Annotated in this window: 16 protein-coding genes; 8 read left to right on the top strand and 8 right to left on the bottom strand. The window is 70.6% G+C overall.

The annotated features are described in order from the left end of the window. Positions 1–79: 79 nt before the first annotated feature. The 5 genes from ABT095_RS35535 to ABT095_RS35515 all read right to left on the bottom strand — a co-directional run bounded on the left by ABT095_RS35535 (position 80) and on the right by ABT095_RS35515 (position 2784). Positions 80–223: a tyrosine-type recombinase/integrase gene (locus ABT095_RS35535; RefSeq protein WP_350533732.1), complete on the bottom strand. Its 144-nt coding sequence runs from the start codon at positions 221–223 to the stop codon at positions 80–82. A gap of 95 nt (positions 224–318) precedes the next feature. Further along, the gene (locus ABT095_RS35530; RefSeq protein ID WP_350533731.1) at positions 319–558 is read right to left on the bottom strand and encodes a hypothetical protein; all 240 of its coding nucleotides are present in this window, start codon (positions 556–558) and stop codon (positions 319–321) included. Between the two features lie 124 nt (positions 559–682). Further along, positions 683–1645 carry a S8 family peptidase gene (locus tag ABT095_RS35525; RefSeq protein ID WP_350533730.1) on the bottom strand — a complete coding sequence of 321 codons (963 nt, stop codon included), beginning with the start codon at positions 1643–1645 and terminating at the stop codon, positions 683–685. A 49-nt stretch (positions 1646–1694) separates the two neighbouring features. Beyond that, the gene (locus ABT095_RS35520) at positions 1695–2168 is read right to left on the bottom strand and encodes a DUF3060 domain-containing protein (protein ID WP_350533729.1); all 474 of its coding nucleotides are present in this window, start codon (positions 2166–2168) and stop codon (positions 1695–1697) included. A 151-nt stretch (positions 2169–2319) separates the two neighbouring features. After that, the gene (locus ABT095_RS35515; RefSeq protein ID WP_350533728.1) at positions 2320–2784 is read right to left on the bottom strand and encodes an ATP-binding protein; all 465 of its coding nucleotides are present in this window, start codon (positions 2782–2784) and stop codon (positions 2320–2322) included. A gap of 478 nt (positions 2785–3262) precedes the next feature. Between ABT095_RS35515 and ABT095_RS35510 the strand changes: the two genes are divergently transcribed. From ABT095_RS35510 to ABT095_RS35500, 3 genes are all read left to right on the top strand, one after another. Continuing rightward, on the top strand, positions 3263–6133 hold the full coding sequence (locus tag ABT095_RS35510; protein WP_350533727.1) for a helix-turn-helix transcriptional regulator: 2871 nt from the start codon (positions 3263–3265) through the stop codon (positions 6131–6133). 612 nt (positions 6134–6745) lie between these two features. Beyond that, on the top strand, positions 6746–8590 hold the full coding sequence (locus ABT095_RS35505) for an RICIN domain-containing protein (RefSeq protein ID WP_350533726.1): 1845 nt from the start codon (positions 6746–6748) through the stop codon (positions 8588–8590). Between the two features lie 77 nt (positions 8591–8667). Further along, positions 8668–9270 (top strand): hypothetical protein, encoded by a 603-nt coding sequence (locus ABT095_RS35500; protein WP_350533725.1) that lies wholly within the window; start codon positions 8668–8670, stop codon positions 9268–9270. Between the two features lie 1019 nt (positions 9271–10289). Here the strand turns inward: ABT095_RS35500 and ABT095_RS35495 are convergent. Continuing rightward, positions 10290–11360, bottom strand: coding sequence for a MupA/Atu3671 family FMN-dependent luciferase-like monooxygenase (locus ABT095_RS35495; protein ID WP_350533724.1), 1071 nt, complete (start codon positions 11358–11360; stop codon positions 10290–10292). A gap of 288 nt (positions 11361–11648) precedes the next feature. Between ABT095_RS35495 and ABT095_RS35490 the strand changes: the two genes are divergently transcribed. Then, positions 11649–11861, top strand: a complete 213-nt coding sequence (locus ABT095_RS35490) for an MbtH family protein (protein WP_350533723.1) — start codon at positions 11649–11651, stop codon at positions 11859–11861. A 653-nt stretch (positions 11862–12514) separates the two neighbouring features. On the opposite strand, the gene ABT095_RS35485 is transcribed toward ABT095_RS35490, so the two are convergent. Further along, positions 12515–13720: a cytochrome P450 gene (locus ABT095_RS35485; RefSeq protein WP_350533722.1), complete on the bottom strand. Its 1206-nt coding sequence runs from the start codon at positions 13718–13720 to the stop codon at positions 12515–12517. A gap of 292 nt (positions 13721–14012) precedes the next feature. Here ABT095_RS35485 and ABT095_RS35480 point away from each other — a divergent pair, with 292 nt between their 5' ends. The 4 genes from ABT095_RS35480 (at position 14013) to ABT095_RS35465 (ending at position 20415) form a co-directional block, all read left to right on the top strand. Further along, a complete protein-coding gene (locus ABT095_RS35480) occupies positions 14013–15596 on the top strand; it encodes an MBL fold metallo-hydrolase (protein ID WP_350533721.1) in 1584 nt (527 codons plus the stop codon). Between the two features lie 76 nt (positions 15597–15672). Beyond that, complete coding sequence (hppD, locus tag ABT095_RS35475) at positions 15673–16692, top strand: 4-hydroxyphenylpyruvate dioxygenase (RefSeq protein WP_350533720.1); 1020 nt, start codon at positions 15673–15675, stop codon at positions 16690–16692. Then, positions 16692–19109, top strand: coding sequence for an aminotransferase class I/II-fold pyridoxal phosphate-dependent enzyme (locus ABT095_RS35470; RefSeq protein ID WP_350533719.1), 2418 nt, complete (start codon positions 16692–16694; stop codon positions 19107–19109). Before hppD ends, ABT095_RS35470 begins: the two co-directional genes overlap by 1 nt. Positions 19110–19497: 388 nt before the next feature. Beyond that, positions 19498–20415, top strand: coding sequence for a DUF6891 domain-containing protein (locus ABT095_RS35465; protein WP_350533718.1), 918 nt, complete (start codon positions 19498–19500; stop codon positions 20413–20415). 229 nt (positions 20416–20644) lie between these two features. Here the strand turns inward: ABT095_RS35465 and ABT095_RS35460 are convergent, their stop codons facing one another. Continuing rightward, the gene (locus tag ABT095_RS35460) at positions 20645–21442 is read right to left on the bottom strand and encodes an alpha/beta fold hydrolase (protein WP_350533717.1); all 798 of its coding nucleotides are present in this window, start codon (positions 21440–21442) and stop codon (positions 20645–20647) included. Positions 21443–21932: the final 490 nt, after the last annotated feature.

Below are 21932 nucleotides of genomic sequence, written 5' to 3'. Positions count from 1 at the left end.
GGCGCGAAGTTCGAGAACGGCGTCCTGGTCGAACGTGAGGAGGCCGCTGCTGCCTGATCACGCGTCACTCGGTCCACAACTATTGACAATTGCTCTTGATGGTGGTGGCGAGGGTGGCGTGGCGCAGGGTCTTGGAGACGATGGCGAGGGGGATGCCTTCGGCGATCATGATGCTGGCGGCGGTGTGGCGCAGGTCGTGCAGGCCGATCCGGCTGGGGGTCAAGGGGTCGCAGGTTCAAATCCTGTCGTCCCGACTGTGAAGTAGCTTGTAAGAGCCGGTACTTGGGAAACCAGGTGCCGGCTCTTCTTGTTGTTGCATCAGATGGTGGTCGCATGGTGGTCGCCGGGCCACTTCGGCCAGGACGTGAATGGTTCGTCTGTTCGGGGCTGCTGGTAGGCGGGCAGGTGGCGGTGGGGGCGGGGGTGCGGGCGGCAGGGGCGGTGGGCGCGGCAGATGGGGCGTCCGATCAGGGGACGGTCGGCGTTGTCGAGGATCCAGGCGACGGTGTCGACGGCCGCGCGGGCGGCGGGGCGGGTGAGGTCGGCATTGATGTTCACGCTGGTCGACAGGGTGCGGTGGCGCAGGGTCTTGGAGATGACGCAGCGGGACGCCGGCGGCCAGGGCGAAGCTGGTCATGAGGTGGCGCAGTTCGTGGAGGGCGATGCGGGGTGGCGATGGGGGTCAGGTGATGTGGAGCAGCAGGTTGGGTGAGCCCTTGCCGATCTCGTGGAGAGCTCCGGGGTACGCGGTCTCCGTGATGAACTGCTTGGCCTGGGCCATGGTCAACCGCGGGTGCTTCTGGACCCCGAGGGCGAGCGCCCCGACGATCAGCGGCGCGGCGAAGGACGTGCCGCTCCAGGGGCCGATCGTCTTGGCGTCGCCTTCGTGGGAGGCGGCGGTGATCCCGGCTCCGGGGGCGAAGACGGTCACGCACGGGCCGTAGCTGGAGGCGTTGAGCGCGTAGTTGCGGTAGTCGTCGCGGTCGGTGGCGGCGGCGGTGATGGCCCGTGGGTCCTTCGGTGAGTTGAGGCAGTCGCCCCGGCCGAAGTTACCGGCGATGTCGACGACGATCGCTCCGGCGTCCACCAGCCGGGCCAGTGCCTGGTCCAGTACGGGCGCGGGGTCGCTGCCGGACGACTCCAGGCTGAGGTTGACGATCGGTGTTCTGGCGCCGGGCTCCTTGAGCTTCTGCTTGACCTGTGCGGTGACCCAGTCGATGCCCTTGACCACCTGGTTGTCGTCCTTCCAGGCGTTGTTGCAGTCCATCACCCGGACCGGGTGCACGGTGGCCGCCTTCGCGACCCCGTAGGTCTTGCCCGCGATCAGGCTGGCGACGAACGTGCCGTGCCCGGCGCAATCGCCGCTGTCGTTCTCGGGCTTGTCGGGGGCGGTGTTGTATCCGGGGGCGATGCGGCCGCCGAACTCACTGTGCGTGGCCCGGATACCGGAGTCGACGACGTACACGTCCACGTCCTTGCCGCCGTCGGCAGGCAGACCGTCGGGGGCGATCCGCGACAGGTGCCAGGGTCGGTCGGCCGCGCCGGAGGGTGCGGGCCGGTCGGCTCCTTGGGCGTGGGCGGTGGCGGTGGCGCCCAGCAGGGCGGTGGTCAGCAGGCAGGTCACAGCGACCCGTGCGTTGAACAAGGCGTTCTCCTGACGCATGGATGGGTGTGCGGTGGTGATACCGGACGGGTCAGGTGCCGTCGGCGCGGGACACCGAGGCGGCGTTCCCGGAGACCTCTACCGTTGACCGGCCGTTGATCGCGTTCTTCCAGACGATCTGGTTGTCCGCACCGGTCACCGCGATCTTCCCGGCCAGTTCGACGGTGATCCGGTTGGATCCGCCGGACACCGTGACCGAGGGGCAGGTGCCCGACAGCAGCAGGGTGTTCGATGCTCCGGTCACCGTGACCGGTCGGCCCTCGCAGTTGTAGGTCCTGTTGTCCGACGCCCCGGGGATCACCAGCGGCTCCGCGCCGGCGGGCCGGTTCGGCGGCGCGGAGGACGGGGAGAGTGTCGGCTGCCGGCCGGACTGTGTGCCGGCGGAGACGCGGGGGCTTGCGTCCTGACCTGGCTGTCCGTCTTTGGCCGCCCCAGCCGAACAGGCGCCGAGGAAGGCGAGCGCACCGGCCACGCTGGCCGTGACCAGGGAGGGGCGGAGATTCATCGGTGGGCCTTTCAGTGGCTTCAGCGAGACGACTGATGCTGAAATGTTCGAATATGTCGGACTTTCGGAACATCCTGGGGAAAAATCAAACATATGTCAACGTAAAGCAATAAAATACGTAGAGTGGACAGCCTGCCGATGGGCGCGCGGGCTATCCGGCCCCTGGCAGCGCGAGCTCGGCGACCACCCGGGTGCCCCGCTCGGAGCGGAACACGGCGCAGCGGGTCGTATGGGCGGCGACCAGTGGCAGGCCCCGGCCGCAGCGCGCATCGGCGTCCTCCGCGGCGCGGCGCTTCTCGGCCCGTGGTTGCCACCGCCCGGTGTCCCTCACCACGACGGTCAGCGTGGTGCGGTCGAAGGTGACCAGCAGGGTCACGTCCGGGCTCCCGCTGTGCAGCAGCACGTTGGTCACTAGCTCGGTGACGACGAGGGACAGCGCCTCGTCCGCGGCGGACAGCCCCCACCGCCTGGCCAGATCACGGACGAAGCGCCGGAGAGCTGGTACCGATGCCGGAGCCGACGGCATGACGCACAGTGCCGACCTGCCGCCGGGTGTGGGTGCGCCGGGCAGGCGGCTCGCGGTGGCCGCGGGATCGGGGTGCTCGATGGTGATCATGTGCGACTCCTGGCACCCGGCCGGGCGAGGCCGACGGGGTGTGTGGGGGCGTGTACGGCGGAGGCGGCCCCGGGCACCGGAGCCATGCACCACACGGAACCGGGGGCTGGTGGGCCCGGCGGTGGGGGATCCGCGGAGCCCGGGCCTCCCCTGTGGCCCGGGCCCCGCAGGAGAGGTGTGTCCGGGACCCCTTCGCGGCGGTCGCAGCCCCGCCCTCGCGGGGCCGACGCACCGACCCCCGTTCCACCAACGGTCACCGGCACGCCACGGTCCGGGCAATCAGGGAGACTGAAATACGGACACGCAAAGAACCCCGGACCTTCTGGACAGCCCTCGGCCCCCGCCCACTACGGTGACCTGCGATATTGCCGCCGTCGGCGCGCTCGTCGACGGCGTGCCGCCCGGCCCGCCGCGCCACCGGGGCGGGTGCTCCGCGCCACGGCCCGGCCAGGATCGCGGCGAGCGAGGAGAGCAGGAGATGACCGTGCGTGGAGCCACCTGGGAGCCCCGGCTTCGGAAGCTGCTCTCCGCCGCGGCCACGGGCGATCCGGCGTTGATCCTCGTCGAGGGCCGGGCGGGGACGGGAAAGACCCACCTGGTGCAGTGGCTGTTCGACCTCCCGCAGTCGCGGTCCGGATCCCGGCTGGTCGTGTCGTTCTCTGCCGCCGGCGCCCCGTACGTGCGCGGCCTCAGCCACCCGGCGCGACCAGGACCCTCCAGGGCCGGGCCGACGGCGGCTCCAGGGAAGGCGGGCACCCCGGCGGGCCGACCGGCCCGCCCTGGCGCGGGTCATCCTGGTTGGTCTGAACTCGGCGATCTCGCTGCCGAGTTGGAGTCACTGATCGGCACCGGGGAGCCGCTGCTGCTGGTGGCGGAAGATGTGCACCGGGCCGACGAGGCCGCCCGGGGGCTGCTGTGCGGCCTGCTGGAGCGGCCGCCCGGCCGTCTCGCCGTCGTGCTGAGCTACCGGCCGGAGGAGCTGGCAGTCCCGGGACTTGTGTTGGGGGCGGCCGTCGCCTACCCGCCGCAGCTCTCCGTCCTGCGGGTACGGCTCGATCCCCTCGGGATGGACGAGGTGCAGCGGCTCGCGGCGGGCGCCCTGGGCGAGTCCCGGTGCCCGGCGGAGTTCGTCACCCGGCTGCACGAGCGGTCCGGCGGGGTGGCCCAGGTGGTCAACGATCTGCTGCGAGAACTGAGCGACGCGGACGGCTCCGGCGGCCGGCCGCGCCACACCTCGAGGGACGTGGACGCGCAGGCCGTCCCCGTCCGCCTCGGCGAGCTGATGCTCAGTCGGACTGCGGCGCTGCCCGAGCAGCACCGGCCTGTGGTCTGGGCGGCGGCGGTGCTCGACGAGCCGGCCGGCGCGGCGGAGCTGGCCGCCGTCGCCGGCCTGTCGGAGGGCGGCGGCCGAGCCGCACTGCTGGCGGCACTGGATCGCGCCGCGCTCGACGAACTCGGCACGGACCGCTACGGCTTCCGGGTTCCACTGGCCGCCGCAGCGGTGTACGAGCCGCTCCCAGGCCCGGTCCGCCAGGACCTGCACCGCCGGGCGGCGGAGGCACTGGCCCGCAGGCAACCCGTACCCTGGACCCGGCTGGCACACCACCAGAGCCGCTGCGGCCAGGTGCCGGCGTGGCTGGACAGCGTGGAGACGGCCGCCCGCCAGGCCGCTGACGCGGGCGAACACCAGAACGCCATCGCGCTGCTCGAGGACGCGCTCGGACACCCGTCGGTCCCCAAGCCCACGAGGGCGCAGCTGGCGCTGCTGCTGGCGCGCAACGCGGTCGTGGGGCTGCGCTCGGACCAGACGGTCGCGGTGCTGCGCCGGATCGTCGACGACAGCTCCCTGCCGGCCGAGGTGCGCGGGGAGATCCGGCTCGATCTGGGCCTGCTGCTCGGCAATCAGGTGGGCCGGGGCGCGGAGGGCCGCGAGGAGCTGGAGCGGGCGGCCGAGGAACTCGACGACCGGCCGACCCTCGCGGCCAGGGCCATGTCCGGCCTGGCGATGCCGTACTGGCCGGGCGGCTCGCTGGCGGAGAACCTCGCCTGGCTGGAGCGGGCCGAGGCCGCGGCGGCCGAGAGCGAGGACGCCCCCGTCCGGGCCGCGGTCGCGGCCAACCGGGTGGCCGTCCTGATGAACGCGGGAGATCCGGCTGCCTGGCAGCTGGTGGAACAGCTCCCCGTCGACTCCCCCGATCTGGCGTGCCGCCAGCACGCGGCGCGCGGTCTGTGCAACGCGGCGGACGCGGCCGCGTGGCTGGGCGAGTACAAGCGGGCCGCCGAGCTGCTGGCCGAGGGCATCGATCTCGCGGCGCGCAGCGGGCAGTCGTACGCCGAGCGGACCGGGCGCAGCACGGTGTTGCTGCTCGACTGGGCGGCCGGCCGCTGGGAGGGCCTTGCCGGCCGGGCCAGGGAGCTGGTGAGCGAGGCAGGCGAGATGCCGCTGATCGCCGCCGACGCCCACCTCGTCCTCGGACTGCTCGCGCTGGCCAAGGGGGAGTGGGCCGAGGTGGGGACGTGGGTGTCGGGCACCAGCACGCCCGCCCGGGACGACGGCGCGGTCCCGCTGGTGGCCGCGGCTTCGGGCGTGCGGATCCGCCTCGCGCTGGCCCGCACCGATCTGGACGCCGCCGCGCAGGAGGCCGCCGAGGCCTGGCGGCGGCTGCGGGCCAAGGGGGTGTGGGTCTGGGGCGCGGAGCTCGCCCCGTGGGCCGTCGAGGCGATGGCCCGCACCCGGCGTCCGGACGCGGTCGAGATGGTGGCCGAGTTCGCCGCCGGGCTGGTCGGTCGGGACGCGCCGATGGCGACGGCCGCACTGGCCCGGTGCCGTGGCAGCCTCGCCGAGACGGGCGGCGAACCGGGCGCCGCCGCCCGGCACTACCGGGAGGCCGTGGCCGGTTACGAGGCACTGCCCCGCCCGTACGAGACCGCACTCGCCCGTGAACGCGCCGGGCTCTGTGCGCTGGCGGAATCCGCTGCGGTCACGGGTGAGAGCGCGCTGGCGGACGGGCTGGACGAGCTCCGCGAGGCCGCCCGCCGGCTGGAGGACCTCGGCGCCGTCTGGGACGCGACCCGGGTGCGGGCCGCCCTGCGGGTCCACGACACCTCGGCCGAACGGCGCCCGCCGGGCCGTCCGGGCTACGGCGAACTGCTGTCGCCACGCGAGCGGGAGGTCGCCGTCCTGGCCGGCAGCGGCCTGACCAACCGCGACATCGCGGCCACCCTTCACCTCTCGCCCCGGACGGTGGAACAGCACGTCGCCCGTTCGCTGCGCAAGCTCGGGGTGCAGTCCCGCCAGGAGCTGGCGAAGGCCGGCCTCGAGGAAGCGCAGCCGCCGACGGCAGGCTGACCGCCCGGGGCGCCTGGTGCGAAGCGCGTCGACCACGGGGCGAAACGGCGCGCCGTTCTTTGCGTATCCGCAGTTCAGGGCCACCGGATAGCCGCAACGCCCCGGCGCGCGCGAGAGTGATCACCGGGCGGCACCGAACGAGATCCGTACGGTGCCGCTACGGGCTCCGGGGGGCGCGAATTCCGCCCTGACCGCGGCCCAGGCAGCGCGCGCAGCCGGGAACCACCGATCGCCGCCGTTGCCGTTGCTGGGCCGGGGCGGGCCTGTGGGGGAGTGGCCTCGCATGTCCGCCCGGCCCCACGCCCGGCGATTGACGTGCCGCCAGGCCTCATCCCGCTGAATTCTGTCTGCGAGCCGCCGCCGCCGCGGTGCTCGTCTCCGCCGCTTCGAAGAGACCCGAGGAAAGCTGTGCCCCGACACAAGAACCCAAGGCCCTGGCACAGGAGGAACGGAGCCGTGATCGCCGGGCTGGCGGCGACCACAGTGCTGGCGGCCGGCGTCGCCCTCGCGACCCCCGAGGGTAGGGATGGTTCAACGGTGCCGCTCCTGACGAGGGCACACGCACGGCCTGCCGCGGCAGCAGCCGTCGCTCCGGTCGCACCGAACAGCCCGATGGCCTCGAAGAGCGCCCGGCCGTCGGCGTCCGCGCTGCCGGCCGTCGCGCCCGCCGCCGACCCGGCCCGCGGCCTGGTCTACACCGGTCTGCGGCCCGCACCGGCCGGTGACCGCTGCGTGGGGCTCTACCGAGTCTCGCACGCGAGCCTGTGCACGCACGGGCCGGACGTCCCGCCGAAGGGCATCGACGTCCACAAGGACACCCCGCCCATCGCGCCGGTGCCGGCCAAGGCCCCCAATCTCGGCGTACCCGGCGCTGCCGCACCCAGCACCGGTCAGCTGCTGACGGCGGCCCGCCCGGTCGTCGACGCCCGTACCGGCCAGGCCGTGGCGAGCCCGCCCCAGAGCGGCACCACGGCCGCGCCCGCCGCGGCGGACGGGTCCGCGGTCGTCTGCGACGGCGACGGGGTCACCGGCAACCGGGTCCAGGTCATGTACGTGCACGCGCCCGGCCAGGACCGCCTCGCCCAGTACCTGCCCTCGTTCAAGCAGTGGGCGGCGGGCACCGACGCCATCTACAACGCCAGCGCCGCGCAGACCGGTGGCGTGCGTCATATCCGCTTCGTCACCGAGCCCGACTGCACCGTCTCGGTTCTCGACGTCGAGCTCCCCACCGGGACCCCGGGGGACTTCGGGCAGACCAACGACACGCTGGCCGGCCTGGGGTACAACCGCACCGACCGCAAGTACATGATGTTCACCGACGCCCAGATGTACTGCGGCATCGGCACCATGGCCGGTGACGAGGCCCCGGGCCCGGAGAACCGGAGCAACTTCGGCCCCTCGTACGCCCGCGCGGACTCGGGCTGCTGGAACTCCTTCACCCTCGCCCACGAGCTGGGCCACAACCTCGGCGCGGTCAACAACAGCGCCCCGCACTCCACGCACGCCGGGCACTGCACGGACACCAACGACGTCATGTGCTACTCGGACGCGCCCAACTACCCGCAGATGCAGGTGCTGTGCCCCGACGAGACCGCGAAGACGCGGCTGGACTGCAGCAAGGACGATTACTTCAACACCAGCCCGAAGCCCGGCAGTTACCTCTCCACCCACTGGAACATCGCCAACAACGCGTTCCTCATCGCGGGCGGCGGCGCCGGCCCCACGCCGGACCCGAACCCGACGCCCACCCCGGGCCCGGCCGGCGCGACGGGCCCGGACGCGACGGCCAGTGAGATCACCGAGAACTCCGCCGTCCTCGGCTGGCCCGCGGTGGACGGCGCGGCCGGCTACCAGACGCAGCTGGGCGGCCAGGCGCTGCCCGTCACGCAGGTGACCTCGATCCGGCTCGTCAACCTCCAGCCCGACACCGACTACACCTTCACGGTCGCCGTCACCGACAGCGCCGGCCACGCCTCGGCTCCCGGCCACCCGGCTGTCTTCCACACCCCGCCCGCCGGCGGTACGGCGCTGCCCGCCACCCCGGTCCTCCTGGTCAACAGCCTGACCGGTCAGGCGGCCGACCTGTGGAGCGGACGCGTCGACGACACCACCCCGCTCATCGCCGACCAGCGCACCGGCTACGCCAACCAGCAGTGGACCTTCGAGGACGCCGGCGCGGGAGCCGTGCGGCTCAGGTCCGCGGTGTCCGGCAAATGCCTGACCCCGGCCGGACCGCTCGCCCCCGGCCAGTACGTCGACCAGGCGCAGTGTGACGCCAGTCGGGCGGACCAGCGCTGGACGCTGACCCGCAGCGGCAACGGCTACACCCTCACCGCCCCCGGCGGATCGCTCGTCCTCGGCCCCAGCAACCGCTGGTACTACGGCGGCTGGCTCCTCGAGCTGCAGTCGCCCAACCAGAACGGCTACCAGAACTGGACCCTCCAGTCGGCCGGCTGACCGCACGACGACCCGTGGCCCGGCGCACCCGCAGCGGTGCGCCGGGCCACGGGCACACACCCGAGAAACGGGACACCATGCACAACCGACCCGCCACCGTGATGGCCGCGCTGACCCTCGCCGCCGCCGTCCTGCTCGGTGCGGCCCCCTCCGCCGCAGCACACGGCGACACCATCCACCTGGAGCTGAGTACCCGCCCCGACGGCCACGTCCAGGCCGTCGCCACGTTCGAGGACGACAAGGACCCGGTCACCGAGGGCCTCGCCGCCACCCTGACCGCCCACTCACCGGACGGCCGCACTGCAGGTCCATGGCCCCTCCTGCCCGTCCCGGGGAAGACCGGCACCTACACCACCACCGAAGCCCTCGCCCCGGGGCAGTGGACCGTCACCGCCGACGCCGCATTCCCCTCCCTGGGCCACAGCGAAGCCGTACTGACCGTCCCCGCACCCCGATCGGCCTCCAACTCGGCCACCGAGGAGCCGACCTCAGCCGTTCGCCCCGGCAACACCTCCACCCCGGGCCGGTTGGTAGCAACCACTGCCGTCGGCGGCGTGGCCGTCGCGCTCCTGACCACACTTCTCTGCCGACCGCTGAAATCCGCCACCGCCAGGCGTCGGGACAGCCGTCGGCGCCGACCCACTACAGGGAGGCCAGAGCCCGAGCGAAGGTTGTCATGAAGCCAGGGCCAACCCCGACCGCAGGGCGGCTGGGCCGTGCAGCTGCCTCGTGATCCTCTTGGCGGACCTGCTCGCGGAACGTCTGCCGGGCCGCCCAGGACCGGGCAGGCCATGCGTCCGCCGGTTCCGCTGCCTTGCTCAGACGTGCCTGCGCCGGACGTTCGCCGAGCACATCGACTGGATCACCTGCCGGTACGGGCGCCACGGTGCGATAGCGCTGCGTGGAGATGGCATGTACGCTGCGTGTTGCTGGTGAACAGCGTGCGGGCCCGGTTGCTGCTCCGTGGGGGAGTCGCGTCCAGGCCCGGCCGCCAGTCGGGGGTCCGGTTGTGCTCGTGGGGGAGTTGCAGCCGGACCCGCCAGCGGCGGTGTCGGCGGTGTGCCCGGACGGGCAGGGTTCCAGTCATCGGGAGCAGCCTTGGTGCGAACGCCGCTGCCGGGCCGGAGCATCCGCATCGTGGGTGAATCGGGCTCCGGATGTGGCCGCCGCCTGCTCCGCTCCGTGCGGTGTTTGACGCCGACTTGAAGGTCACCGATCCCTGTCGACCGGGGAGAGCGGGGCGCAGCTGCGTCGGTGGCGCGGGCCGCTACTTCAGCTCGAAGAGCAGTGAGCGGACCTCGGTGTTTCCGGTGTTGTGCGTGGAGTGGTCCACGGCTGGGAGCCACATCGTCTCGCCGGCCGCGAGCGAGACCTCGACTGTTTCACCGGACGCGTCGGTGAAGGCCGCCTTCCCGTCTTTGGGGACCAGTGCGGGACCACGCGCGATGGGCGTCCATGGGCACTGGTGGGCAGATGCCCTGTGCCTTTCAACTTGCCTTCAGTGTACCGAAGTTGAGGCGCAAAGCCGAGGCCCTGAGGTCTCGGCCGGTGGCAGGAGTCGAAGCACTTGACTGGCGGTCGAATCCTGTCGTCCCGACGCCGGCTTCGGCATGGCGTCTGCAACGGCGGGCGGTCTGCAGCACAGTGTCCCGGGGCTTCTCGGGCGCCCCGGGACACTTGTGTCGGCCTACGGGCGCCCTCAGCGCCCGGTGTGTGCGCGCCAGGTGTCGTGCAGTCGGGCGAGGTGCTGGAAGCCGTCCACGACCTGGTCGGTCGCCACGCCGAAGTCCACCAGGCACGCGACCTCGTCCACGCCGGCGTCGGCGAGCTGCTTGAGCGTAGCCATGCACTCCTCGACGGTCCCGAACATGCCGCTGGTCTCGAAGTACCGGTCGAAGGCCTGGGCCACCAGGAAGCGGCGGTCCTCCTCGCTCACCTTCTTCATCTCCCGCATCATCGCGGCGCCGTCGGCTCCCGCGGCCTCGGCAGCCTTGACCAGCAGGTCGAAGGAACTGGCGAGGTAGCGGGAGAACGGCTCGCGCACCGTCTCCCGGACGGCCTCGCGGTCCGTGCCCACGAAGGTGTGCACCATCACCGCCACGTGGGCGCGCGCCCCGTCGCCCTGGTGCTCCTGGTAGGCCGCCCGGTACTCGGCGATCCGCTGTGCGAGCGTCCCGACCTCCTGGCCCAGCAGGTGGGTGAGGACGCCCAGGCCGTGCCGTCCGGCCTGGACGAAGGTCGCCGGGGATCCGCCGGTGGTCAGCCACATCGGCAGCTCGGGCTGGACCGGCGGCGGGAACACCTGCAGCGACACCGACTCGCCTGCGCCGTCGACGAGTTCGACCGACTCACGCCGCCACAGCCGGCGAATCGTGTCGACCGTGTCCATCAGTCCGCTCTTGCGGGTCTCGTAGTTCTCCGGGCGCAGCGCGAAGTCGGCGGCATGCCACCCTGAGGCGATCGCCACCCCCGCCCGCCCGTTGGAGAGGTTGTCGACGACCGACCACTCCTCGGCGATCCGCATCGGGTGGTGCAGCGGTGCCACCACGCTGCCGGCCCGCACGGCCACCCGCTTGGTCACCGCGGCGACCGCGGCGCCCGTGACCGCGGGATTGGGGTAGAGCCCGCCGAAGGCGTGGAAGTGGCGCTCCGGGGTCCACACCGCGGTGAAGCCGTGGTCGTCGGCGAAGCGCGCGCCCTCCATCAGCAGTCGGTAACTGTCCCGCTGATCGGTGTCGTTGTTGGCGAAGTAGAAGAGGCTGAAGTCCATCCGCGTCTCCGGATCGTGTGCACCTGACGTGCAGTTGGGTGAAGGGCCATCGAGCGTTGGCACGCTCCGCCGCGGCCACCTTGGCACCCTGTGCGACCCTGGATCAAGACCGGCCGCAGACGCTGCGAAGTGCCCTGTTCAACCGGTGTCGGGCCGCAGTTGGACGGACAATCAGGGCCACAACGTGCTCGGCACGGTGGTTGGTTGACTCCGACTCGGGGCCCTGGGTCATAGTGGTTCGCGGTTGGACCGGACGGTCCACATCATGCCCGTAGGAAGGACGACGTGATGACGAACCCGTTCGAGGACCCTGACGCGAACTACCGGGTCCTGGTCAACGACGAGGGCCAGCACTCGCTGTGGCCGGTCTTCATCGAGGTGCCGGCCGGCTGGACCTCGGTGTTCGGCGAGGCCGCCCGGCAGGAGTGCCTCGATTACATCGAGGCGAACTGGACCGACATGCGCCCCAAGAGCCTGATCGCTGCGATGGCTCAGGGCTGATCGGCCTGCAGCCCCGTCGGTACCCCGAAGGCCGCTCCCCTCGTGGAAGCGGCCTTCGGGGTGCCGGGGGTCAGACCGGTGCGGCGCTGTCAGGCGGGTAGGAGGAAGGCCGGCAGCCACGCGCGCTCGGAGGTCAACTCGCCGTGCCCGGGCCGGGCTTGTGCCGGGCGATCCCGGCCTGGTGGGGCCCATCCTGAGTGAAGCGGACGTTACTGCCGCCGTGGCGAGGGTGCACTGCACCCCCGCCGTGGCGAGGGTGCACTGCACCCGCCCCTGGAACCACGCACGGAACGGATCCGAACTCGCCGAGGACGAAACCGTTGTGCCGCTCGTCGAACGGCCCGGGAAGCGCCGGCCGGATCCGCCGAGTTCCTTGGGAGCTACATGAGTTGGCCGATGGCGGCGGCCGCCGGGGGTGTCACGGTGCCGCCCGCCGGCGCCACGTCGCAACGGCCCGCGCGGATCGGATCCACGCGGGCCAGGTCCTGCAATGACGCCCCCGGGCCGCCCGGTGCCGTGCGGCGATGCCGGTACGACTGCGGATCCACCCGTTGCTGGTGTCCAACTGGGCCACCAGCGTGGCGTTTTCGGTCTCGGTCCTGGCCAGGCAGGTGCCGCCGGCCAGGACCGAGACCGTTATGTGCCCCGCGGGGTCACGCGCCCCGCGGCTTCAGGCGGACCGGAAGGGACTCGGGGCCGTTGACGACGATCGATTCCAGCAGCTTCGGCTCTCCGGCCAGCTCGATGTCCACCCCGCTCTTGAGCAGCTCGTCGAAAACAAGCCGGAGTTCGGCCTTGGCCAGCACGCTGCCGAGGCAGAAGTGTTCGCCGAAGCCCAGCGCCAGATGGCGGTTAGGCTTGCGCAGCACATCGAAGCGGTCCGGATCGTTGAACACCGTCTCGTCGCGGTTGGCCGACGGGAGCCAGAACACCACGCGGTCGCCGGGCTCGATCTGTTTGCCGTGGATCTCGATCGGCTTGGCCGCGGTGCGCATGATGTGGGTGGCGGTCGAGGTCCAGCGCAGCACTTCCTCGACGGCGGACGGCAGCAGACTCGGGTCCGCCCGCAGGATGTCCCACTGCTCGGGGTGCTGAAGGAAGGCGAGCATACCGCCGGCCGCCGAGATCCGGGTGTTCTCGGTGCCGCCGACGAGCAGGTTGTCGCAGTTCAGGATGATGTCGTCCGGGCTGAGCCGGTCGCCGTCGATGACGGCGGTGGCGAGTGCGCTCACCAGGTCGTCGCCCGGATTCTCCGCCTTCTCCTCCGCGAGCTGCTCGAAGTACCCCATGATGTCGAGGTGTGCGAATCGCTGGGTCAGTGGGTCGCCATCGGCGAAGGCCTTGCTGGTGAGATCGTACAGATACTGCCAGTCCGACTCCGGGATGCCCATCATCTTGCAGATGACATACAGCGGAATGCGGGCGGCGATTTCCGTGACGAAGTCGCAGGACTCCTGGGCCAGGGCGCTGCCGACCACGGCGCGGGCAATGTCCCGCATTTCCTCCTCGAGGGTCCGGACCGACCGGACGGTGAACCACTCGTCCACCACGCCGCGCAGTTGGCGGTGGCGCGGCGGATCGGTGAGGGCCAGGGTGCGGCCGCCTCCGGGGTCGGCTCCGTGGTCGGCGGGGCGCAGCAGGATTCCCTGCGCGGAGCTGAAGGTCTCGTGATCGCGATAGGCGGTCCGTATGTCCTCGTACCTGGTCAGCGACCAGTAACCGGGCAGTTCGGCCGGCTCATGCCAGTGGGCCGGGTCGTTGGCGCGCAGCCACCGCCACTGCACAAATGGGTCGCCGTGTGAATAGAGTTCTGGATCGACCAGGTTGATAAGTGGTGGCTCGATCGGCTTGCTTTGCACGCGATGCCTCGCAGGGGTCTAAGGGTTGATTTCACGGTGGCATGCTGTTTCGCGTAGCGTCAAGGTTTTCCGAGCCACCCGCTCCAGTTCGTCCGAGCGGCCTGTTCAAGTGCCGCAAAAGCGCACTTGAACACCACTGTCGAGCGGTGTTCAGAGTCATTGAGGCGTGTTGATCTCTTCGGCGCCGGGAGGCTATGTTCCCTCCTCGGATGGAATTATTCCTGGCCGGGGTACGCCGAATCGTCGGCGGCCCTGTCGATGATGTTGTTTTCTCTGGGAAGGAGGGGTGCAGATGACTGATGAGCAGTTGTTTCTGCGGTCCAAGGTCATAATCGAGCCGCTGGTGGACAGGTTTGTCGCCCAGCCGCACACCATGGCGCCGGTACAGGCGGCGATGAACCTGGCGTTCTTGCATGTCCCGCTGCTCGAGTCGTACCTGCAGTCCCCACAGGTACACGTCGCGGCCAGCAACAACCCGGACCTGCGCGGCGGTTACTTCATCAACATCCCGGAGGAGCGTGCCGACGAGGTGCGCGAGCTGCTCGCCACGATCAAGCGTGACCGGGCCGACATGCTGAAGTTCGCCGAGGCGATCGCCGCCGGCCAGGAGCTGCTGCGGGCCAACGCCACCGGCTTCGACCTGACGCCGCTCTACCCGAAGCTGCCGGACGAGCTGGGTGGTCTGGTCGAGCTGGCCTACGACACCGACAACCAGGCGCAGCTGCGCTTCATGGAGCCGGTGCTCTACCGCAGCCCGTACTACCAGGAGTCGCGCCAGTCGGTACAGCTCTCCTTCGAGACCGGCATCGAGCGCCCGTTCATCCTGAGCACCCCGCGACTGCCCTCCGAGGACGTGCTGGAGCTGGACATCCCGTTCCGGCACCCCGGTCTGACGGAGCTGTTCAAGGCCCGTGTCAAGCCGACCACGCTGGCCCACCTGCGTGAGGCCCTGGAGCTGAACGACGAGCAGGCGGCCGTCCTGCGCACCATGCTGAGTGAGACCCCGGCCCTGAACGAGGACCGCCACATCGAGTCCGGCGGCCGGATCCGCTACTTCGGCCACGCCTGCCTGGTGCTGCAGACGCCCGAAGCCGCCATCGTCACGGACCCGTTCATCAGCGCGGACAGCGACGCCGACGACCGCTACACCCTGGACGACCTGCCGGACTACATCGACCTGGTACTCATCACCCACGGCCACCAGGACCACATCGTCATGGAGACCCTGCTGCAACTGCGCGGCCGGGTCGGCAAGATCGTCTGCCCGCGCTACTCCCGCGGCAACCTGGCTGACCCGTCGATCGCGCTGATGCTCAAGCACCAGGGCTTCGACGTGGTGGAGGTCGACGACTTCGACGAGGTCGAGTTCCCGGGCGGCAAGATCACCGCCACCCCGTTCCTGGGCGAGCACTGTGACCTGGACATCCGCGCCAAGTCGACCTACTGGGCCGAGCTGGCGGGCAAGAAGGTGTTCATCGGCGCCGACTCCTCCGGCATCGACCCGAAGCTCTACCGCTACGTCAAGGGCCACCTGGGCACCGCCGACTTCGCCTTCCTCGGTATGGAGTGCGACGGAGCTCCGCTCACCTGGCTCTACCAGGCGCTGCTGACCATCCCGGTCACCAAGAAGATGAGCAACTCCCGCAAGCTGTCCGGATCCAACGCCGAGCAGGCCGCCGCGATCATGGTCGAGCTGGGCGCCAAGGAGGCCTACGTCTACGCGATGGGCGAGGAGGACTGGCTGGGCCACGTGATGGCGACCACCTATACCCCGGACACCTACCAGATCAAGCAGATCGAGGACTTCCTCGGCTGGTGCAAGGAGCGCGACATCCCGGCCGGCCACCTGTTCAAGCAGCAGGAGTGGCGCTGGTAGCAGGCCGAGCGCGACCGCAGGCCCCAGGCGAACCCCTTACCGAATTCCGCTCTCAGCCCCTGTCGGAGGTACTTCCATGGCTGCGCACGACATCGCCTATGTTGAGCTCTACACGAGAGACAAGGCGACGACCGTCGACTACTTCGTGTCCGCCCTGGGGTTCACCCGGGTGGCCGACTCGGTTGAGCCGGAGCGGAGTTCGGTGCTCCTGCAGCAGGGAGAGGTTCGCCTGGTGGTCACCTCCGGGCGGGGGATCGTGAGATTCCTGGAGCAGCACGGCGACGGCATCGCCGACGTGGCGCTGACCTGTGACGACGTGGAGGCCGCCGCCGCGGCTGCGGCCTCCGCCGGCGCCACGGTGACCCGGTCCCCGCAGGGCCTGCCGGTCGTGTCCGGTTTCGGAGACGTCGTGCACACCCTGCTGCCGACGGATCATCTGGTCAACGGCCTTCCCGCCACCCGTAGTTGGTTTCCCACGCCCGGGGTCACCGCGACGGCTGCAACCGGTCGGGTCACCGGCCTGGACCACATCGCGGTCTGCGTCGACGGTGGCACCCTGGAGAAGTACGCCGACTTCTACCGCGAGGCTTTCGGCCTCTCCCGCTACTCCTCGGAGTACGTGGCGGTCGGCGCCCAGGCGATGGACTCCATCGTGGTGCGCAGCGACTCGGGCGGTGTCATCTTCACCCTGGTCGCACCGGACCCCGGCAAGGAGCCCGGGCAGATCGACAACTTCCTGGAGCGCAACGGCGGCGAGGGGGTGCAGCACCTGGCCTTCCGTACCGGGGAGATCATCACTTCGGTGCGCGAGGTCCGTGAGCGGGGCGTCGTGTTCCTCGACACGCCGGACAGCTACTACGACATGCTCGGCGAGCGGCTCGGCGGTCTGCACGCCCAGATCGAGGAGCTGCGCGAGACCAAGGTCCTGGCCGACCGCGACGAGTGGGGTGACCTGCTGCAGATCTTCACCCGCTCGCCCTACCCGCGTAACACGCTCTTCTTCGAGCTCATCCAGCGCAACGGTTCGCGAGGCTTCGGCAGTGCCAACATCCGTGCCCTGTACGAAGCGGTGGAGCGCGATCGGCTGACCTCGTGATGAGTGCCGAACGCCCGGAGACCATCGGTCTGTTCTCCCTGAAGGACTACGAAGAAGCTGCCAGGGCCCGTTTCGGCCAGGGGAGTTGGGACTTCATCGCCGGTGGTGCAGGCCAGGAGCGCACCCTGGCGGCCAATCTGGCGGCGTTCGACCGGGTGCGGTTGCGGCCGCGGGCACTGTCCGGAGCCGGGGTTCCGGACACCAAGACCACGGTGCTGGGCCGCAGTTGGCCGGCGCCGATAGCGGTGGCGCCGATGGCCTACCACACCCTGGCCGATCCGGAGGGCGAGGTGGCCACCGCGCGGGCCGCCGGCCGGGCCGGTCTGCCGCTGGTGGTGAGCACCTTCGCCGGCCGGACCTTCGAGTCCATCGCCGAGGCCGCCAGTGCGCCGCTCTGGCTCCAGGTGTACTGCTTCCGGGACCGTTCCACCACCCGGCAGCTGGTGGAACGGGCCGAGCGGGCCGGATTCGAGGCGCTGGTGCTCACCGTGGACGCCCCCCGGCTCGGCCGCCGGCTGCGCGACCTGCGCAACGACTTCCGGCTGCCGGACGGGATGGTGCCGGCCAACCTCACCGGCGGCGACTACGCCTCCCCGAGCGCACACGCGCTCACCGAGTTCGATCCCGCGCTCGACTGGTCGGTCATCGGCTGGCTGCGTGAGATCAGTTCACTCCCCGTTCTGGTCAAGGGAGTTCTGAGCGCGGCCGATGCCCGGGCGGCACTGCGCGCCGGGGTCGACGGGATCGTGGTGTCCAACCACGGCGGCCGCCAACTGGACGGTGCGCCGGCCACCCTGGAGGTGCTCGCCGAGGTCACCGCGGCGGTCGGCGGTGCGTGCCCGGTACTGGTCGACGGCGGCATTCGCCGTGGTGCCGACGTGCTGGCCGCCCTGGCACTGGGCGCTGACGCGGTGCTGCTGGGCCGTCCGGTGCTGCACGGCCTCGCGGTCGACGGCGAGAACGGCGCGGCGCACCTACTCGAGCTGATCACCGAGGAGCTGGTCGAAGCCATGGCACTCACCGGGACCCCGTCCGTAGCCGAGGCGGGGCCGGCCCTGGTCGGCGCGGAACTCGCGGCCGCCCCGGCGCCGAGCGCGGTCCGGACCACGCTGGCCGCCGGCCTGCGCAAGGCCGAACTGCACGGCAGTGTCAGTGATCCGGTGCTGGACACCATGAACTTCCTCAACGAGGTCACCACCCGCTATCCGCAGGCGGTCTCGTTCGCCCCCGGCCGCCCGTACGACGGCTTCTTCGACACCGAGCAGATCTTCACGCATCTGCGGCGCTACCTCGACCACCTGGAAGCGCAGGGAGCCTCGCCCGGACAGGTGCGCTCCGCGCTCTTCCAGTACGGGCCGACCAGCGGCCAGATCCGTGAGCTGATCGCGGACTCGCTGCGCAAGGACGAGAACACCGACGTCGCCCCCGAGTCCGTCGTGGTCACGGTGGGGTGCCAGGAGGCGATGTTCCTCGCCGTGCGGGCGCTGATCTCCGGACCCGAGGACGTGCTGCTGGTCTCCAGCCCCTGCTACGTGGGGATCACCGGCGCGGCCCGACTGCTGGACGTCACCCCGACCGCCGTGGCCGAGCGCGAGTCGGGCTTCGACTGCGCCGATCTGGAAGCGGCCGTCCTGGCCGAGCGGGCCCGCGGCCGCCGCCCCCGGGCGTTCTACGTGATCCCCGACCACTCCAACCCGTCCGGCACCACGATGCCGCTGCAGACCCGGCTCGACCTGCTCGACCTGGCGCAGCGCCACGACATCCTGCTGCTGGAGGACAGCCCGTACCGGATGGTCAGCCCCGGGCAGCAGCTGCCCACGCTGAAGTCCCTGGACCGCCACCGGCGGGTGGTGCAGCTGGGATCGCTCTCCAAGACGCTCTTCCCCGGCGCCCGGGTCGGCTACGTGGTGGCCGACCAGACGGTGGTGGATGCCGATGGCCGCACCGGCCTGCTGGCCGACGAGCTCGCCAAGATCAAGAGCATGATCACGGTGAATACCTCGGCCGTCAGCCAGGCCGTGGTGGCGGGCATGCTGCTCGCCGCCGACGGCCGGACCTCCGAGCTGAACGGCGAGACCGCCGCCTACTACGGCCAAGCGATGCGGGTCACCCTGGAGGAGCTCGCGAAGCAGTTCCCCGCCGCTGAGCGGGAGGCCCTCGGGGTGCGTTGGAACGAGCCCACCGGTGGCTTCTTCCTCAGCCTCACCGTGCCGTTCCAGGCCGACAACGCGGCGCTGATCCGCTCGGCCGAGGAGTTCGGTGTGATCTGGACCCCGATGTCCTACTTCTATCCGGACGGCGGTGGCGAGCACGCCCTCCGGCTGTCAGTCAGCTACCTGACGCACGAGGAGATAGCCGAGGGGATGGAGCGGTTGGCGCAGTTCATCAAGTCCCAGTCCCGGACGGCCCGCGACTGAGCCGTCCGCGCGGCCCCACGCCGGCGGGAGCGCCACATGGCGTTCAGGATCCGCTGCTTCTTTCGCCGGGGCGCTGACCGCAGCTCGGGCAACGAGCCGAGGCCGGGGCGCCGGTCCTGGACGTCATCACCAGGTCTGCCGGTCCGCACGCGCCGGCCCCCCTCACCTTCGGCGGCCGGTCCCGTCACAAGGTGGCCGTCTACCGGTCGGGGCGCCCTCGAGAAGCTCATGTACGTACCGCCCACGGCATCGCCGTGGAACTGGCTGGAAGTGCGGTCCTTCCGAGGCGAAACCACGCGCACTGATCAACTGAAGAAGCGGTCTGGCTTGCCGTCCAACCTCCGAGGCGGTGCGCGCTGCTGTCAGGGGGATGTGTCAGAGTCTGCGGATGCTCGAGATCGTGGTGGAGACGGAGAACTGGGAGCGGCACGTCCGCGTGTCCGCCGGGGAGTTGGCCGAGTTGGTCCGGCGCATCGGTGGTGACGGTGACCGGTTCCTGACCGTCCAGCGGGTGCCCGATCTGCCGGACGTCTTTGCCCAGGTTTGGCACGAGTCCGGCGGCGACTACACGCTGGAGCATCGCGACGGCGCCGCCGATCGGCACTTCCAGGTGATGGTCGACGGCCCCGAGGCCGTGATCGCGGCGTTGACCGGCTGGGCCGGCGGGAAGTCCGATTGGGACAGTGGTCTGGCGTGGTCGTTGCTGGACATGGGGCCGGTCAGGGAAGTGCCGCCGCTCGACCTCGATGAAGACCGGCGTGAGGAGTTGGAGCAGCGGGTCCGCGAGGTGTTGGTCGGAGGCTACGCCTCCCGTGCCGAGCTGGCGGAGCTTGCCGAGGAGTACTTGGTCACGGAGGACCATCGGCCCGTCTCACGTGAGCAGGCGGCGGCACTGGCCGACCGGATGTGGCTGGAGCGCGTCGCGGAGCAGACCGAGTGGCAGGGCGAGACCGACCCTGAACGGCTCACCCGCGCGTTCACCGCCCTGCAGGAGGCGGGCATCACCGCGCGCGAGCACTTCACCTGCTGCCGCAGCTGCGGCCAGTCCGAGATCGGCGCCGAAGGCGGGCCCAACGCCCGCGGCTTCGTCTACTTTCATACGCAGTGCACGGACTCCGCTGCGGCCGGCCACGGATTGATGCTGCTCTACGGCGGCTTCGACGGCTCGTCCGAGGCCACGGCGGCCGTCGGCCACGAGGTCGTGGCTGCCCTCGAAGCGGTTGGCCTCCCCGTCGAGTGGGACCGCGATCCCGGCCGGGCCATCACCATTGCGCCCCTCGACTGGCGCCGCCGCCTGGTCGGATAGAGATCGCCTTCAGAGCTTTCGACGGAGCAGCGGAAGTGCGCGACCATCGCTTCTCGAGCCACTCGTACGGGGGTTCAGAGGACGATTGAACGGCCTTCACGTGATCCTGAACCCGGCTACGCGGTAGGGCAGTCGACGTGAGGCCGGCGGTTGCCACCGGCGAGGCGTACACCAGACCCGCCCACCACAAGAAGGGCATCAGGCCCCGACTGCTGGAGGAATGACAAGGTCAGTACTTGTCAAGGAACTCGGTGATCGCGAGGTTGACCGCCTCCGGTCGCTCCAGGTGCCCCAGGTGTCCGGCGTCGGGGATCTCGACGAAGTCGCAGCCGGGGATGGCGTCGGCCACCTCCAGGACAAGGTGGGGCGGGCAGATCAGGTCGTCTGCGAAGCTTATGGCCCGGCACGGCGCGGTGATCGCGCCCAGCGCCTGGCGCCGGTCGCCGGTCTGGGTGGCCCAGGCCTGGCCGTAGGCGGTGTTGCTGCCGCCGGTCAGTTCGAAGATGTCCAGCCAGGAGCGAATGGTGTCGTCGTTGAGCGAGGCGGGGGAGAGCATCTCCAGGACGGTGCGGACCGCGTCGTACTTGGGCGGCAGCTGGACGCGCTGCTCCCGCATCAGCTGCTCGCTCTCCAGCATCGCCCGGCGCATCGCGTCAGACCGGGCCCTGGTCGCCATCAGGATCGCCGACCGGACCAGATGAGGTGCCTCGATGGCCAGTTCCTGGACGATCATGGCGCCCATGGAGTAGCCGACGATCCGGCACGGGCCGAGGTCCAGCGCCTCGATGAGCCCCTTGGTGTCAGCCACCATGTCGGCCAGCGAGTACTTGCCCTCCGGAGCGTCGGAGCCGCCGGTGCCCCGGTTGTCGAAGATGACCGCCTGGTAGCCGGCCTGGATGACGGCCGGAGTCTGATGCATCGTCCAGACGCGGCCCGCGGCCCCCGAACCCATGATGAACAGGACGGGTTCGCCCTGGCCCGAGCGCTGGTACGAGAGGCGGATGCCGTTGGTGCTCACCTGGGGCATGGCGTCAGTACTCCTTGGCGAGAGGGAATCGAGGTGGAGGCGGCCCGCCGATCCGGCTCCGCTGCACCCACCTTGGCACCCCGTCGCGCTGGTCATCAAACCATTCTGTTGGCAAGGCCGTTCAGGGTGAGAGCGGTGGCCGGTCGGTGATGTTCAGCTGAGGCGGTGCGGCAGTTGAACGCACCATTCGGCCGGGTTGGCAAGGAGCGCCCGTAACACCTCGACAGGTGTACCCCGAACGCTGATCATGAATCGGGGCTGATGGCGAACGCGACAGCGGCGACTCGCAAGTGTCCAACCGCCACGGGTGAGCAGTTGAACAGCCGGGCGGGTCATGTCGGCCGGCAGTTGCGACCCGGGACTCTCCGTTTCTTTCGGTGGCCAGAAGAACTTCTGCCGATTTGGCGTTCGCCACACCGTCCAGGGTGTTCCGGATTGCGCAAACAATTGACGCTCGCCGAGGCATCACCGTTCGCAGGATCTTCACGCG

It is taken from the genome of Kitasatospora sp. NPDC002227, from assembly GCF_040296285.1.
Classification (GTDB): Bacteria; Actinomycetota; Actinomycetes; order Streptomycetales; family Streptomycetaceae; genus Kitasatospora.
This window is presented reverse-complemented; position numbering and strand designations above follow the sequence as displayed.

Coding starts and splice junctions, on each gene's coding strand:
- ABT095_RS35520 (WP_350533729.1), bottom strand. CDS start 2,168: ATGAATCTCCGCCCCTCCCTGGTCACGGCCAGCGTGGCCGGTGCGCTC.
- ABT095_RS35515 (WP_350533728.1), bottom strand. CDS start 2,784: ATGATCACCATCGAGCACCCCGATCCCGCGGCCACCGCGAGCCGCCTG.
- ABT095_RS35510 (WP_350533727.1), top strand. CDS start 3,263: ATGACCGTGCGTGGAGCCACCTGGGAGCCCCGGCTTCGGAAGCTGCTC.
- ABT095_RS35505 (WP_350533726.1), top strand. CDS start 6,746: ATGGCCTCGAAGAGCGCCCGGCCGTCGGCGTCCGCGCTGCCGGCCGTC.
- ABT095_RS35500 (WP_350533725.1), top strand. CDS start 8,668: ATGCACAACCGACCCGCCACCGTGATGGCCGCGCTGACCCTCGCCGCC.
- ABT095_RS35495 (WP_350533724.1), bottom strand. CDS start 11,360: ATGGACTTCAGCCTCTTCTACTTCGCCAACAACGACACCGATCAGCGG.
- ABT095_RS35490 (WP_350533723.1), top strand. CDS start 11,649: ATGACGAACCCGTTCGAGGACCCTGACGCGAACTACCGGGTCCTGGTC.
- ABT095_RS35480 (WP_350533721.1), top strand. CDS start 14,013: ATGACTGATGAGCAGTTGTTTCTGCGGTCCAAGGTCATAATCGAGCCG.
- hppD (WP_350533720.1), top strand. CDS start 15,673: ATGGCTGCGCACGACATCGCCTATGTTGAGCTCTACACGAGAGACAAG.
- ABT095_RS35470 (WP_350533719.1), top strand. CDS start 16,692: ATGAGTGCCGAACGCCCGGAGACCATCGGTCTGTTCTCCCTGAAGGAC.
- ABT095_RS35465 (WP_350533718.1), top strand. CDS start 19,498: ATGCTCGAGATCGTGGTGGAGACGGAGAACTGGGAGCGGCACGTCCGC.
- ABT095_RS35460 (WP_350533717.1), bottom strand. CDS start 21,442: ATGCCCCAGGTGAGCACCAACGGCATCCGCCTCTCGTACCAGCGCTCG.